Consider the following 15,858-nt stretch of genomic DNA (forward strand, 5'->3'; position numbering starts at 1 on the left):
ATAAAATGTGACAGCCTAAACTAACAGATTGAGAAAGGTGAACTAAACCGTGTCAACAGATCCTTGGAATGTATTAGCACTGGCGCCCACTTCAGATAAACAAGTAATTGAAGCAGCGTATCAGCAAAAACTCGAAGACTTAAAAACTGAATCAGAAGAAACTCGCGCTGAGCAAGAACAAGCAATTCATGCCGCATATCAAGCCATTTTAACCGGCCTCGCTGAACCATTTTCTCCAGCCGCTGATAGCTTGGCAGATCCACTATTTAATGAGTTTGACGATGAGCTGAGTGATCTTTTAAACAATGCACACCGACATACTCAGCTTTCTGCATGGCAGCTACTTGTTGATCATCCTGCTTGCGAAAACGTCTCACTAAGAAATGATTTAGCCGCGTTGGTGTTTGATAAAGTGTTAACGCATCAAAAAACGTGTCAAGTTGACAAAGAAATGATATCCAGCGAGGTCCTTATTTTTCTGACCGAGCAACTTGAGTGGGCTTCCCGTGATGATTTAAAAGCACGATATGGAGAAGGCTTTTATTATCGAATGACACAACAAGAGATCCCTCAACAAGAAATCGTGCCTGAACCTATTGCTGATACTGGCAATCTCGCCAATATTTTCATTGGTCTCACCATTATTTGTGCCATTGGCTTACTGATGATATCAGTGTAAATACAAATTTGGCCGGTTATGTTTGACTGGCCAAATTAAACATATCGACTGTTCTTCCGATGATGCTGTTACAGCAAATTCTCGCCTCTGCGCTTTAGCAAATCATTCAGGCTTAATTAAGTGACCAACTTCCCATATAATATTGGGCATGTATACTGCTAGGCGTCCAAATTTGGTTCCAAATTGGCGATATAACCTAGTACAAACCAATAAATCAGCGCCAAATACACAGGCCTACTAACGAGGAAAAAACATGAGCATCACTCGTAAACATACTAACCAGCGTATGAGCCGCATTGTAGTACATAATGATACTATTTATCTGTGCGGGCAAGTGTGTAAAGACGCTACACAAGGCATCAAAGAGCAAACACAAACCATGCTCGACAAAGTAGATGCGTTACTTGAAGAAGCAAATAGTGATAGAAATCATATCTTAAGCGCAACAGTGTACATCAGTGATATGCAGTACTTTGCACAAATGAATGAAGTATGGGACGCATGGGTGCCTGAAGGGCATGCGCCAGCGAGAGCCTGTGTGCAAGCGGCTATGGCAAGACCAGAGTTGCTGGTTGAAGTCTCTGTTATTGCAGCTGTAAAAAAAGACTAATGACAGATTAATTAGCCGATTTTCATCGGCTAATTAAAGTTATATCACCACATCCGAGTTGACCAAAATACCCTGTAGAACCGAGTCAATGCGTGTGATGGCGAAATCGAAGGCTTCGCGGGTAGTTGGTCCACCAAGCGTAAAGCGGATCCCGTTTATATCACAAGCTTCATGGGGAGAGGCAAAGACATCAAGTGTACGTACCTCAACTAACTGCGCTTTAAATTGCCCAGCCACGTAATGCATATTTAGATTTTCAGGCAAATACCAACACACATTCAAGCCAAAAAATATGGCTTCAAACCCATATTGCCGAAGCACCCTATCTAAAGCGGCTTGTCGATAACGGATTTCCTCAGCCAACTTACTCTGAACATGCTGATATTCTTTGCTTTGTAATGTACGCATCAATAATTCAAAGTTCATCATTGATACCGACCAGCACTGTGCGTGTACTGTATTAATCACAGCCTGTTGCCAGAGCAAAGGGGTCAACATGTAACCCGCCCGCAACCCACCGCTAAAATATTTTGAAAAACTGGCCAAATAAAAAACCCGATCGGGTGCTTGCTGCCACAGTGGCAGTCGCCACTTTTCTGGCAAGCAATAATTCACATCGTCTTCGATGATAAAAAAGTGATACTTACGGCTCAATGCCAATAACGCGTGCAATGTGTCCTCACTGTAGTGCACATTAGTCGGGTTTTGACAGTTTGGTGTAATATAAATTGCTTTAACTGAGTGCTGCTGGCAAATAGACTCTAACCTTGCTAAGTCAATCCCTTGTTCATTAACAGGCACACCTTTTGAGTGCAGTTTTAAACTTTTACATGCTTTGAAAAAGCCAGGGTATGTGAGTGCCTCATGTAATACCAAATCTCCTGGGTCGCACAAAGTCGATAAACAACTGTAGATCCCCTGTTGTGCGCCTTGAGTAAAAATAACGTCATGCTGTTCACAGGCAAATCCACGTTGCAATAACCAATCTCGAAAAAACCGCTGGTGTCTTGGCAAACCATTCAGCTTGTAAGTCATTAGCTCACTTAGCACCGAATGACTTTGTGACAGCGCTTGCATCGCTTTTGCAATAATACTGTCTTGACCCATTAGAGGTTGCACACTGGCTGCTAAATCACTGATTTGCAACTCATGATGAGCGCCATTATTTTTTGACACATAAGTCCCCGCCCCTAACCTTGCACGCACATAGCCTCGCTGTTCAAGTAAAACATAAGCTCTAGTCACCGTACCATGCGTGATCTTCAATGCATCTGCCAATGACCTTTGCGCCGGTAAACGCTGATCAAATACCAGCTGTTTGTTATCTATCGACTGCTCAATCAATTCTGCCAACGCCATATATTTTGGCTTGGTTGCTGCCAGTCGCAAAAACAATGCCTCATCGGGCTGCCAAATTGTACTCATAACAATAAATAAATTGATGCCTATTTGTACTTATGACAATAATTAAATACGAAACAAATAGCAACAATTGTATTGATACAATTTAGGAGTTAACTTTGCCATTGGTTGAACTATTTACCCTTTTTCCTGCATTGGTGTTATTCAGCTTTGCCGCATCTATCACGCCTGGGCCAAATAATATTTTACTAACCTACTCAGGATCGCAATTTGGTATAAAAAAAACGCTGCCACATATTGTTGGGATCCGTGCTGGCATGACCCTCATTCATGTCGCTATGTTAATGGGGCTAGGGCATCTTGTATTGGCAAACCCACAATTGCATTTAACTTTTAAACTCTTAGCGACTGGCTATATTGTCTATCTGGCTTATAAAATTGCATTTAGCCGGACGAACTCACATAAGTTGCAACAGCAAAACCAACCACTTTCATTTATGCAAGGGGCCTTATTTCAGCTGATCAATCCCAAAACCATGGCCACCCTGCTGTCTTTAACTACCGCCTTAACACTGCCTGGCGACTATTATTGGCACTCCGCCCTACTTGGAATACTGGTATTTAATGTGGTGGCTTTGGGCAGCGGTCTAAGCTGGACTTATTTTGGAAAGGTGCTCAGTAAAAAGCTACAAAATCAAAAACACATGCGCAGATTTAACTATGTTATGGCTTGCCTACTACTCGCTTGTTTACCGCTTATCCACATCAATACTTTATAGGAGTTCATGTTATGCAGCTTGTTAATCGACTCACAAAATCTCAGTTTAACGATGCCTATCAATTTTTATCTAAAAGAAGTTATTGGAGCAAAGGGATATCACAAGAGAAGTTACACATCGCATTTGAAAACTCGCTCTGTTTTGCCCTAGTACAAAATACACAACTCATTGCATTTGCACGGGTCGTCACAGACTATGCGACCTTTGCCAATCTACTCGATGTGTTTGTTTTAGAGCCGTATAGAGGTGTCGGGCATGGTAAGCAACTCATCGATGCGGTTGTCACACACCCTCAATTGCAAGGGCTAAGGCGGTTTACACTTGCAACTCATGATGCACATACTTTGTATCGACAATTTGGCTTTAACGACGTTGAAGCCCCCCAATTTCTCATGGAACGCTACATACGGTCGGGCTACTCATCACAGCCATAACCTCTGTTATAAGCAAAGCGTATAAGCTTGCATGATTAAAAGGTGCGAAGCTTCGCACCTAACTCAACGTCTTTTGATCACAAATGGGTTATTTACCAGTCTGTGTTACTGGCTTACATGGAAAATAGCAACCCGTGATAACGGCACCACCAGCCACTTTGTCAGTCTGGTGGTGACTCACCACTTTATGAGATAAATTTGCCAACTTTTTTGTTTTAAGATCAAGTTTCATCATTATTTCCTTATTAAATTAAATATTTATACCACCAAAGTGGTGCGCATAAGATATCCATTTTAAATCGAAACTCAAGGAATAAATTACCTTTAAAATTTAAATTCAGAGAATAAAAGAATATTAATTAAACAGAAAAGTGCAATATGAGAAACAGTCTGACGAGCGGATTTATATCACCAATCTAATTGCTACCTACCCCGCAGCGTTCATTGTTCAATTCCGATATAAAGACACTACTTTAGTCTTATCAACAATGGCAGTTCAACTCAACTTGATTTCGATCAAACGAGTACCATTCGACTACATGCTTAGTCAGCCTATCTCATAACACTTGTGCATCACAGGATTCACTTTTATGTTAGAAGCAATCAAAAAATAATAGATTTTACTTATGAAACCAATCACAACTCTTGCTCTAAGCGGCGTGTTGCTCTCACTTGCCTCAACAGACAGTTTAGCGAGTGCAGCAACATTTAAATCTGACGATATCTTTGCACTAGAATACGCTGCGAGCACGCAGATAAGCCCTGACGGTAAAAAAATCGTGTATGAACGCAGTAGCTATGACATTATGCATGATGTGCCTAAGCGCACACTATGGTTATATGACATCGCGAAAAAAAGTCACTATCCTCTATTTGCCGATCACCATAGTTATGGCCAGCCCCGCTGGTCTCCTGACAGCAGTAAAATTGCCTTCACTAGTAACAGCAGTGGCTCGCGCCAGTTACATGTCTATTGGGTAGCACAAGACAAACAAGCTGTATTAACACAGCTTCCAAAAGCCATTGGAGATATCACGTGGTCGCCAGATGGGGAACATCTCGCGTTTACGATGAATGTGCCTCAAGGTAAGTCTAAATTTGCAAAATCAGTCAAATTACCAAGCAAACCAAAAGGCGCAGAGTGGTCAGAGCCCGTTAAGATCTTTGAGAAAGCAAGATATCAAGCAGATGGACGCGGCTACTTAGAGCCTGCGTTTAAACATGTTTTTGTCTTGCCAGCAAATGGAGGCACACCAAGACAATTAACCAAAGGTGACTTCCAGCATAGAGGCCCACTTGCGTGGAGCCCTAATAACCAACACATTGTTTTCTCATCTGATCAACACCCTGAGTGGGAATATCGTACAACAGAAACAGACTTATATCAGGTCAATGTCACTAACCAAACGCTCACGCAACTGACTGATCTGCCTGGTGCAGAATACAGCCCAACCTTCTCTACCAAAGGGGATAAGCTGGCATTTATTAGTCGCGGTAATGCACCCGTACCTTACATCAATAACCAGTTAACTTTAATGTCGATTAAAGACAGTAAACTTAAAACCTTAACGGATGAGCTAGATCGCTCTGTTGCCGATTATCAATGGGCTGGTAAAGGTGACTTTGTAATTCAATATGATGACCAAGGTAAACGCGTCTTAGCAACTGTTTCCTCTCGTGGCAAAGTTAAACCCATCGTTAATGATGTTTCAGGAACGACCCTTGGACGTCCTTATGTGAGTGGCAATTTTACTATGGCAAATAATGGTGCATTAGCCTATACCCAAGGTAACAGTAAAGCACCAGCCGATGTGGCATATTGGCGTAAAGGTAAAACGACCACGCTAACACAATTAAACCAAGATCTATTGGCGCATAGAACACTGGGTGAAGTACACGAGCTTAACTATAAATCGTCGTTTGATGGCGAGCAGATCCAAGGCTGGTATATCACGCCTCCGAACTTTGATAAATCCAAAAAATATCCTCTGTTAGTGGAGATCCATGGCGGACCACATTTAGCATACGGCCCACACTTTAGTGCTGAATTGCAACGTTATGCCGCTGAGGGATATGTCGTGGTTTACGTCAACTACCGCGGTTCGACCAGCTATGGCGAACGTTTTGCACTGCTTTTAGATGGAAAATATAGCTCCAAAGAAGACTTTGCTGATCACAACTCTGCTGTTGATGCCCTCATTGCAAAAGGCTTTATCGATGAGAACAACCTCTTTATCGCCGGCGGTTCAGCGGGCGGTATCGCGACAGCTTATGCGGTCGGTTTAACAGATAGATTCAATGCTGCCGCTATCACTAAGCCTGTTATTAACTGGATCAGTAAAGTGCTGACAGCCGATAGCTACCTTGGACAAATCCGAAATCAATTCCCTGGACTACCTTGGGAAAATTTGGCGCATTATTGGCAACGTTCACCATTATCACTGGTTGGTAATGTTACGACACCATCATTGATCATGACAGGTGAGCTAGACAGACGTACACCTATGTCTGAGTCTGAACAATTTTACCAAGCATTGAAACTGCGTAAAGTTGATACAGTTTTGATACGCGTTCCAGGTGCACCGCATGGTATCGCAGGACGCCCCTCCCGTATGATTTCAAAAATTGAACATACACTGGCTTGGTTCGAGCTGTATAAAAAGTAGCGCCTCAGCATAGCGTTAAATTGCCGGGTTATCCCGGCAATTTAACTATGGCAGGTATATCCCTATTAGATTCAACAAAAAGGCGGAATTGCCGATATAGAGGATCAGGCATGCAAACACTGATAAGGAATCATCATGTTATCGAAAATCCTCCAACATACACATATCACGTCACAGCAAAATCAGAGTGAAACACAAGTCGCCCCATATGGCGCTCGCCACAAAATAACAACGCCGTTACCTGATAACCTCCTCAAACCAACGCCTAAAACGCCCTCAATATATAGAGAAAATAACGACGAAAAAGAAGTAAAGCCACCCATTATTACCAAAGAGCTAGACCAAGAAGCCACTGGGTACAAAAGACGAAACCCAGTCTTCAAAGAACAGTATGAAAACTTGGAAAAAGTCGTTGAATTGTTACAAGAAAAAATACGTAACTTACAAGAAGACATTAATGAGCTCAAAAAGCCGCCACTTCAACGTACTTTAACATTCCATCAGGCTCCTACCGAAGCAGCCGAGCAGCTCACTGACAACGAACAGTTATCTGAACATGTTGGTAGTCAAGCCTATAAAAATACAAAAGAAGAAGAGCAAATAGAAATACTTGAACAGCAGTTGCAAAAGCTAAAAGGGCAAGAAGCTGAGATCCGCACAGAGATGATCAACCTCATTTTAGAGGAGCGTAAAAAATCTAAATAACCAATGCTACCTCATTGAATTGCGTGGACAGGGATGCGCAACTCTGTCCACAAGCCTTCGTTTAAATGCCGCCTTTACTTCCAGAGCCGCTACAGCCACGACTATTTCCCATGGCATACTGTTGACGAATTTCGGATGGAGTCAGTACCCGATGATATAATGCGATTTCACCAATCGCCCCTTTAAATAGCCCCGTTTTAAAAGAAGAGCGACTGCCAATCCTCAGCGGCATTTCGTTACTGAGCGAGCCTTGTCGTCCAGTTGGGTCAAACGCACTATTAAGTTGCCCATTAAGGTAAAAACGGATCCCTTTAGCGCGATCTCTATCGATACTGACAGCAACATGATGCCACTGCCCATCAGCGACAAAGGCTTCAGAATCGTAAAACGTGCACGAGGAGTCCGGCTCTTGGCAATACCAACTGCCATCTCCATCAGCAAGCTGCAATGCCAAGAATCCATCATCAACATAAAACGCGTAACCTTGTACATCAGATACTTGGTCCTCGTAGCGCTTATCTACAATAATGTGTTGGCCAATCGATGAGGTCTTTACCCACGTTGTCAATGAGAAGTCTCCTGTACTGACATCCAATTCAGAGTCAAACGCCTCAACATAATCATCAAAACCGTCAAGGCAAAATGCTAAATCCGATTTTTTATTGGCCAACGTTATGCTGTCTCCAGCATACACAGATAGTTGATATTGCTCACTTTTCAAAACTTTTGGTGTGGACAAATACAACCAGCTCAGCCACACCGCTGAAACCACTATCAATAACAAGCCACTAATAACAAATGGCCAAACATTCAATGTATTTTCGGTAGAGTCTAGCTTAACAGGTTGGGCGAGTAAGTACCCTTTACCCCGGATATTCTTAATGTGTTCTTGTTCATCCAAAGCTAAAAAGGCTTTTCTGAGAATGCTGATCCGTTGCTTAACATTTTCATTGCCTGTCACTACGCCTTGCCACACTTTATTTTGCAGCTGATCTGCAGCCAAAGGACTAGGCTGATACTCCACTAAAGTTAAAAGCAACGAAAAAGACAGTTCCGACAACGGCTGACTCAAATCATCCTTGTGTAAAGTTTTAGTGTTTAAATCTGCATAAACAGTACCAATCCATAAACCTTTACATTTTTCTAAACTTAATTTTTTTTCATCCATAAAAAATTTATCCATATATATCAAAGGGTAATACTTACCGAATTTCGGTAAAAGTAATTTTACTCTTTATTTACCCTATTTTTCTAGTGTTTTTTGTTTGTTGTTACCAATATAAACGCAAATTCTTATTCACTTTGAATCAACAATAAATTCAAACATTTGATAATGGAGTGTCCAATGACGAATACAAAAAAAACCACTAAGACAGCTGTATTGCTGATTAATATACTCATAGCTGCACCTAGTTTTGCAACCGTCACTACACAGAAAAACAAAATTGATGAGACCTCTAACTTACAATGTGATCATTACATTAGCAGTCAACAGCATTTAATAGATGGCAATACTATGTCGCTTAATCCTGGTGATACACTGTGCCTCGAATCAGGAATGCGAGGCCCGCTCAGAGTGAAAAATGTGCTTGGTTCCGCATCAGCCCCCATCATCATTCGTAATCAGAACGGTGTTGTCACATTCACACCTTACGAATACAGTATTGCAATTGAAAACAGTCAATGGCTCAGGCTCACATCCAATGCCGTTGAAGGGGAATCTGAATATGGTCTAAGGCTAGGTGGCACATTAGGTGTTGGCACGTTAAGTGAACACATCGAAATTGATCACTTAGAGATTTATCGTGCCCGATTTGCGGGTATGTTGATAAAAACAGACCCAACGTGCGATCCGCATACGTGGGCTGAAAACTTTACTATGACTGGCCTTCGTATTCACAATAACTATATTCACGACACCGAAAGTGGTGAGGGCATGTATATTGGTTATACCGGTAAATCACGCACTCTAATGTGTGACAATACCCTAACGACTGTCTACCCCCACAAAATCCAAGATGTGCATATTTTTGATAATAAACTAGAGAATATCGCGGCAGATGGCATACAGCTTAATTCTGTACAAGGTAATGCATACATTACCAACAACACAATTTATCGTACAGGTGTTAGTCCCTTCGATCCACACTGGCAAAATACCGGCATTCAAGTTGGTGGCAATAATGTCGAGGTAAGAAGTAATTTGATCTACCGCAGTGGCGGCAACGGTATGATGATTGATGGAGATGGGATTAAAGTACTGAACAACCATATTATGTACGCGGGTGAAAACGGCATCTTTGCTCGTAATGCGGCTCAGCAAGACAACAGTATAAGCAACGGTTTGGCACATGCGTACAAAGGGAATTTAATTGTCCACCCGGGCAGCTACGCACTGAAGCTATATGCGATCAACACCCAATCTGCACACCTTATCATTGAAAACAGCATAGAAAATGACGGCGCACTGGATAGCGCTGGTCGACCTAAGACTTTTTCTTACTTAAATGATGCGGTACTTCGCCACGAACTCAATAACCATCATTACGTGACCCAGTCAGCATACTAAAGGGCTCATACAAAGTAGGTTTAATGTAATCGTCTCGCTGAGCGTACCACCTTGTCAGATACTCTTTGGCAGGTACGCTCAGCATTTTTAAGAAGCTGATAGGACTTCAATAGTTTTGCTGAGCGTGCCGCTTGTCATCCTTGCCAACATACCTGACTGGCACGCTCGGCACCTCTATAACAGACATGAATATGTCTACAAAATTTGCTGGACGTGCCGCTTGTCACCTTTGCCCAACAAACCTGACTGGCACGTTCGGCATATCTATAACAGACATGAATATGTCTACAAAATTTGCTGGACGTGCCGCTTGTCACCTTTGCCCAACAAACCTGACTGGCACGTTCGGCATCTTTTACAAAAGATATAAACATATCTATAAAATTTGCTGAGCGTGCCGCTAATCATCCTTGCCAACATACCTGACTGGCGGCGCGCTTGGCACCTTTACTCAATGCCCACACCCGCTTATCCACAATAACTTAAACTTAGAACGACTCTGAAGCCTCGAGCTCTGGTTTAATTTGCGCGAGTAACTCCTTGGCAGTGTCAAAGTCATAATCATCAATTAATGTCGCCAATCGTTTAAATTTATCAACAAATTGTGTGCCGTCATACATAGGTAGCAACTCACTCACCAAATCTATTGCGTCTGTATCATAGTCCTCAAGTAATGCTGTTAATTGAATTAACTTTTCCGCGATTTGCTGATCGGATAGATGCGCATTTTTTGCCGCGCCAGAGCCGCTTGCAGTTCCCTCACTACTTAACACTTGTTGTATTGCAAAAATTAATGGCTCTAACTTTTCATGGACCTGATTTAAGGCAGCTGCATACTCGCCTTTATCAGCACATATTTGCTCTAGTTCACCAGCGGCTGACTGCACATACGTAGCACCGATGTTGCCCGCTGTACCTTTAAGTGTGTGCGCACAGCGCATCGGCGCATCTGGATCGGTATGTTGCTGTTCAAGCGCTTCTTCAAAGTGTGCATGGAAATGCTGTTGGCGATCAACAAACCGGATTAATAAACGCTTAAAGAGTGCGACATCCCCTTGAGATATCGATTTTGCGATCCCCGAATCAATACCCGCTATGTCTGGATAACCCGTTTCTGATTGCACATTTGGCTGCGCAATATCTATTTTGGCTGCTTCAGACACAACGATCCACTTGCTTAGCGTCGCAAACATTTTATCTATATTGAGTGGTTTACTAATAATGTCATTCATCCCACACGCAAGCGCAGCCTCTTGATTATCCATCATAACGCTGGCTGTCATCGCAATGACAGGCAAAGACTCAAATTGACTTTGCTCCCTGATTTTTCGTGTCGCGGTGTATCCATCCATTACTGGCATTTGGCAATCCATCAATACACCATCAAAACGGCTGTTTGCCAACATCTCAAGGGCTTGCTGACCATGTTCGGCCACCTCCACTGTAATCCCCTTGCTGGTCAACAAGGTAACCGCAAGCTCTTGGTTTAGATCGTTATCTTCAACCAAAAGCAATCGCGCGCCAGCCAATTGTTGCAACTTGTGCTCGTCTTGCTCATTACGGTGCTCAAGCTGCTGACTATTCAGGCCCAATGCGCGCTGTAGACCCAGGTACACATCTTCAGCCAAAAATGGTTTCACGACATAGCTACTGCGTTCAAACTCACGCAAGTAGGTATCTACGTTTTGCATTTCATACAACGGCATTAATATACAAGGCACATCGGGCTCTATGTGGCGTATCTGCTGTAAATAACGCCCTGTTTGCTCCAGCCGCATATCGATGAAAATGACATCTTTATCTACCAACACACTAGATAAATCAACAATATCAGCAGAAGCAAAAGCGTGCGCTTCAATATCAAAACGCGATAGACAGGAAGATAAATAACGGCTAGCACTGAAGTTGTCATCAATGATCAGCGCGTGCTTTAACTCAAGTTTGTCAATGGCTTCGGGCTCATGCAAAGCATCATCAAGCACCAGCGTGAAACTAAATGTGCTTCCTACCCCTTGTGCACTTTGGCAATGGATCTCACCATGCATCAATTCAACCAGCTTTTTACATATGGCCAGTCCGAGGCCTGTGCCACCATATTTACGTGTAGTCGAAGTATCCGCTTGCGAGAAAGAATTAAATAGCTTTGCTTGCTGCTCTTCTGACATACCGATGCCAGAGTCAACCACGGCAAACTTTAATGTCAATTCTCCCGCCAATTGCTGCTCCACACGCACATCTACCAATACCTCACCGCCTTGCTCAGTAAATTTAACGGCATTACTCCCAAGGTTAAGTAAAATTTGTGATAAACGTAACGGATCCCCTATTAGCTTGCTGGGCACGGCAGGATCAATATGAGCACAGAGCTCTAACTCTTTCTCCTTTGCTTTAACCGCAATCAAATCCAAAGCACTGCGCAATGTGTCTTCAATACAAAATTCAACTTGTTCAATATCAAGCTTACCCGCTTCAATTTTAGAAAAATCTAGTATGTCGTTAATGATGCCTAACAACGACTCTGCACTGCGATGAATCTTTTCGACATAATTGCGCTGCTTAAAATTCAAATCAGTTTCTAACGCAAGGTAACTCATACCAATAATGGCATTCATTGGTGTGCGGATTTCATGGGACATGTTGGATAAGAAATCAGACTTGGCTTGCGTGGCGCTCTCTGCACGCTCTTTTGCTTGCTTTAAGGCCGCCTCTAACCCTTTCGAGTCGGATATATCCATATGTATACCAAACATTTCCTTGCGCCGACTGTCTTGATTCACAAACACACTTTGCCCCATGCTCAAAATCCACTTCCATTGTCCGTCCGCCGTTTTCATCCGTAACTCACAGCGATATGTCTCTGTTTGTTTTGAAAGATGGGCCTGTAGCGCATGTTCGACTAGGGCGAGATCATCAGGGTGGATCAGCTCACGCCAGCGGTTAATGGTATCGCCATAACGCAGCTCAAGTTCACCTTCTTGATACCCCAGCATGGTTGACCAAATACCATTGGTGACAAGCAGATCACTTTGGCAGTCCCACTCCCACGTGCCGGCATTTGCCCCTTGCATCGCTAAATCAAGCCGTTGCTCGGCCTCTTTTAACTCACTATAAGACAATGAATTTGCCAGCGCGACGGCCACATGATTAGCCACTGAACGTAACACGTTTAAATGGACTTCTTTGTACGCTCGTTGTTTATTTGATTGTACGGTAAACACACCTATGACTTTACCATCCACAATGAGAGGGGCACAGAATACCGACTTGGTTTGTTCACCATAGAGATTGTTACAAGCTTTAAGCCCTACCTTCTGCCAATGGTCATCCGTCGCCGCATAAAACTCTTGCCCACTCGATACGCAATAGACATCAGCACTGCTCACCACTTTGGTATGACTTTCCAAGGCTTCATATAACTCACCTTGCTGCATCGCATAAATGTAATCGATATAGTGTTTTTCAGGGTAAAACACCCCTACAGCAAAAAATTCGCAATGCAATATATCAGTGAGATGAGTATAGATAGTTTCGCTTATCACGTGCATGTCATAGGTCGCGGCAACTTCTTTACCGACTTCTCCTAACACCACAATATCGCGTGTCCGGCGAGCAATTTTGCGCTCTAACTCAATACTATTTTCACGTAATTGCCTCACTCTGAGCCAAAACCCTAATAGTAAAATAAGCACCACTAGCACCGGCATTAAGACACGAAACCACATCGTTTGATACCACGCAGGGACACTGATCACCTTCAGCTCAATCCCCACCTGATTCCAAACACCATGATTATTGCTGCCTTGGACACGGAAACGATATTCACCCGGCGGTAATTCCCGATAGTTAACGATGTGCTCTGGGGTAATTGCACTCCACTTATCGTGATAACCCACCAGCCAAGTGCGGTAGCGGTTATCGTCCGTTGCTTGATAATCAAGCGCTGCGAAATGAATGGATAAGTTTTTATCTCGATGACCTAAGCGGATCTCGCCATTCCTTATCTCTATCGGTTTACCATCAATAAACGCACGTGTAAATGCGACAGGCGGGGCACTGGTGTTGACTTTTACATCTTTGGGGTTAAACCCCGTAATGCCATCAATGCTGCCAAAAAGAATTTGCTCATCATTAAAAATAAAAGAACGTGCTAAAAAGTGGTGGTTTATTAAACCGTCATTGGTGGTAAATTGATGGAAAATACCGTAGGTGGGATCAAATTTAAATACCCCACTGGCGCTGGCAAACCACAAAAAACCATCTCGGTCTTGCGCGATGGATTTTACTGCAAAGTTCACTTGTGAGGCGGTATTCTCATACTGTTTAAACTGCTGTGTCGCAATATCGAACCGCGTGATCCCCAAGTTCGTTGCCAGCCATATGTGCGCACCTTGCTGCATCACATGTGCCACATAGTTGCCATTTGGACCAACTTGCTCTCCGTGCGCTGTATACTGCACAAAGCGTGAATTGCTTGGATCAAGTCTAAACACTCCCTCTCCATCGGTGCCTGCCCAAATCATCCCTTCACTGTCATGGAAAGTAAACTCTAAGTCTTGTTCATTCAAGAAGTGTTCTACTTGATTGGTTTCAATATCAAGGCGTGTCAACCCACTTCTCCCTGACAGTACGACCCAAATGTAACCTTGCCTATCAAAGCTTATGTGCTCTACCGAGCGACGCGCGTCCTCCAACCAAGGTAATGCTACTAAGCTCAACGATTTAGCTTCCTCATCCACCCGATACAAGCCAAAACTAGTTGCAGCAAACAACATACCTGCTTGATCTCGTGCCATGCTATGAACACGTAATCGATAATTACCTTGCAATGTTTGTGCATCGGCAAATGGGGTAAACTTTGACTTACCATCAAAATGCACCAAGCCACGACCCGTCCCCAGCCACACACCGCCGTGCTTGGCACCTTCAATGGTGAGCACTTGATTAAATAACCCTGACAGCAATTGATCGTTTAAAAAATTCTGCCAAGAAATAAAAGCGGGTGGGTTAGGAAACACTTTTTGCACACCTGAATATCGTGTAGCGGCCCAAAGTAACCCACTGTCATCTACCAAAATTTGTCGCACATCGCGATTTTGTAATAATGTAAGTTCACCGCCCTCAACAACAGGGACAAATTCATTTTCGCGAGGAGAAAAACGATATACCCCTGCAAAGGTCGCTAATAAAATGTCCTCATTAAAATGATGTAAGCGCGTCACGCTCGGTAGCGTGCCTGACGTCAAGTTATATATGCGGTACTCTGCGGTTTCGGGATTAAACAAACCAAAACTGGTACGCGTCGCCACCCATACTCTGCCGAGATCATCGACTGAAACCTGACGCACCTCAGCATGATCCAATGATTGTGGCGCTACTCCATACCCTTGAAATTGACCAGTATTTCTATCCAGTCGATACAAACCGTTAGATGTACCAACCCATATCCCCCCCTTACTGCCTTCACTGATACTCCAAACCCGATCACTGCCTAAGCTATAGGGGTTATCTGGTTGTGGCATAAAGCGTTCAAAGCTTTGTAGATCTTCTTTTAGTCGGTTCAGTCCTCCGCCATTAGTACCCACCCATAAAGTCCCATCACGGCTTTCAAACAGCGTCTGTACTTTATTGGCACCGAGTGACGTTGGATCCTGCTCATCATATTTGAAGTGAACAAAATGCTGCTTTTCTCGGACAAATAAATTTAATCCCCCTCCCCAAGTGCCCGCCCACAACCTTCCTTGGTTGTCAAAAAGGAGCGTACCTACGCTGTTCGCTGACAAAGAATTAGGATCATCCGGATTATGATTAAAACTGACAAATTGATAACCATCATAACGTTTTACCCCATCCGCACTGCCAAACCACATAAATCCATCAGGGTCTTTCGAAACCGCGTAAATTTGCGGATTGGCCAATCCATTGTAGGCCGAGATAGCCTCTACTTTTACCTCATCCGTGCCTATGGCACATTCAGCGTAAACACAAAAACTAAGTAAAACTACATACAGCCGCCAAAGGCGCATATCTGACTCCTTGCATCATCTCAATGACAAA

General features: G+C 43.3%; 11 protein-coding genes. 7 read left to right on the forward strand and 4 right to left on the reverse strand.

Features of this window, described 5'->3' with window-relative positions; all coding sequences use genetic code 11:
* Positions 1–49: 49 nt before the first annotated feature.
* Both JF50_RS24965 and JF50_RS24970 read left to right on the forward strand, forming a co-directional pair.
* Positions 50–679 (forward strand): hypothetical protein, encoded by a 630-nt coding sequence (locus JF50_RS24965; RefSeq protein ID WP_039611959.1) that lies wholly within the window; start codon positions 50–52, stop codon positions 677–679.
* 253 nt (positions 680–932) lie between these two features.
* Positions 933–1,289 (forward strand): RidA family protein, encoded by a 357-nt coding sequence (locus JF50_RS24970; protein ID WP_039611960.1) that lies wholly within the window; start codon positions 933–935, stop codon positions 1,287–1,289.
* A 39-nt stretch (positions 1,290–1,328) separates the two neighbouring features.
* On the opposite strand, the gene JF50_RS24975 is transcribed toward JF50_RS24970, so the two are convergent.
* Positions 1,329–2,714, reverse strand: coding sequence for a PLP-dependent aminotransferase family protein (locus JF50_RS24975; protein WP_039611961.1), 1,386 nt, complete (start codon positions 2,712–2,714; stop codon positions 1,329–1,331).
* A gap of 95 nt (positions 2,715–2,809) precedes the next feature.
* Here JF50_RS24975 and JF50_RS24980 point away from each other — a divergent pair, with 95 nt between their 5' ends.
* Positions 2,810–3,430, forward strand: a complete 621-nt coding sequence (locus tag JF50_RS24980) for a LysE family translocator (protein ID WP_039611962.1) — start codon at positions 2,810–2,812, stop codon at positions 3,428–3,430.
* Positions 3,431–3,441: 11 nt separating this feature from the next.
* Positions 3,442–3,864 (forward strand): GNAT family N-acetyltransferase, encoded by a 423-nt coding sequence (locus JF50_RS24985; protein WP_039611963.1) that lies wholly within the window; start codon positions 3,442–3,444, stop codon positions 3,862–3,864.
* An 88-nt stretch (positions 3,865–3,952) separates the two neighbouring features.
* On the opposite strand, the gene JF50_RS27290 is transcribed toward JF50_RS24985, so the two are convergent.
* The gene (locus JF50_RS27290) at positions 3,953–4,099 is read right to left on the reverse strand and encodes a hypothetical protein (protein WP_160290510.1); all 147 of its coding nucleotides are present in this window, start codon (positions 4,097–4,099) and stop codon (positions 3,953–3,955) included.
* 391 nt (positions 4,100–4,490) lie between these two features.
* Between JF50_RS27290 and JF50_RS24990 the strand changes: the two genes are divergently transcribed.
* Both JF50_RS24990 and JF50_RS24995 read left to right on the forward strand, forming a co-directional pair.
* On the forward strand, positions 4,491–6,530 hold the full coding sequence (locus tag JF50_RS24990) for a S9 family peptidase (protein ID WP_052262757.1): 2,040 nt from the start codon (positions 4,491–4,493) through the stop codon (positions 6,528–6,530).
* Between the two features lie 135 nt (positions 6,531–6,665).
* Positions 6,666–7,235, forward strand: a complete 570-nt coding sequence (locus JF50_RS24995) for a hypothetical protein (RefSeq protein ID WP_052262759.1) — start codon at positions 6,666–6,668, stop codon at positions 7,233–7,235.
* Between the two features lie 61 nt (positions 7,236–7,296).
* Here JF50_RS24995 and JF50_RS25000 read toward each other — a convergent pair whose 3' ends face one another.
* Positions 7,297–8,403 (reverse strand): LamG-like jellyroll fold domain-containing protein, encoded by a 1,107-nt coding sequence (locus JF50_RS25000; protein WP_039611964.1) that lies wholly within the window; start codon positions 8,401–8,403, stop codon positions 7,297–7,299.
* Between the two features lie 177 nt (positions 8,404–8,580).
* Here JF50_RS25000 and JF50_RS25005 point away from each other — a divergent pair, with 177 nt between their 5' ends.
* A complete protein-coding gene (locus JF50_RS25005; RefSeq protein ID WP_039611965.1) occupies positions 8,581–9,804 on the forward strand; it encodes a right-handed parallel beta-helix repeat-containing protein in 1,224 nt (407 codons plus the stop codon).
* A gap of 488 nt (positions 9,805–10,292) precedes the next feature.
* Here the strand turns inward: JF50_RS25005 and JF50_RS26520 are convergent, their stop codons facing one another.
* Positions 10,293–15,827 (reverse strand): response regulator, encoded by a 5,535-nt coding sequence (locus JF50_RS26520; RefSeq protein WP_052262760.1) that lies wholly within the window; start codon positions 15,825–15,827, stop codon positions 10,293–10,295.
* Positions 15,828–15,858: the final 31 nt, after the last annotated feature.

The organism is Pseudoalteromonas luteoviolacea (assembly GCF_000814765.1).
GTDB lineage: Bacteria > Pseudomonadota > Gammaproteobacteria > Enterobacterales > Alteromonadaceae > Pseudoalteromonas > Pseudoalteromonas luteoviolacea_H.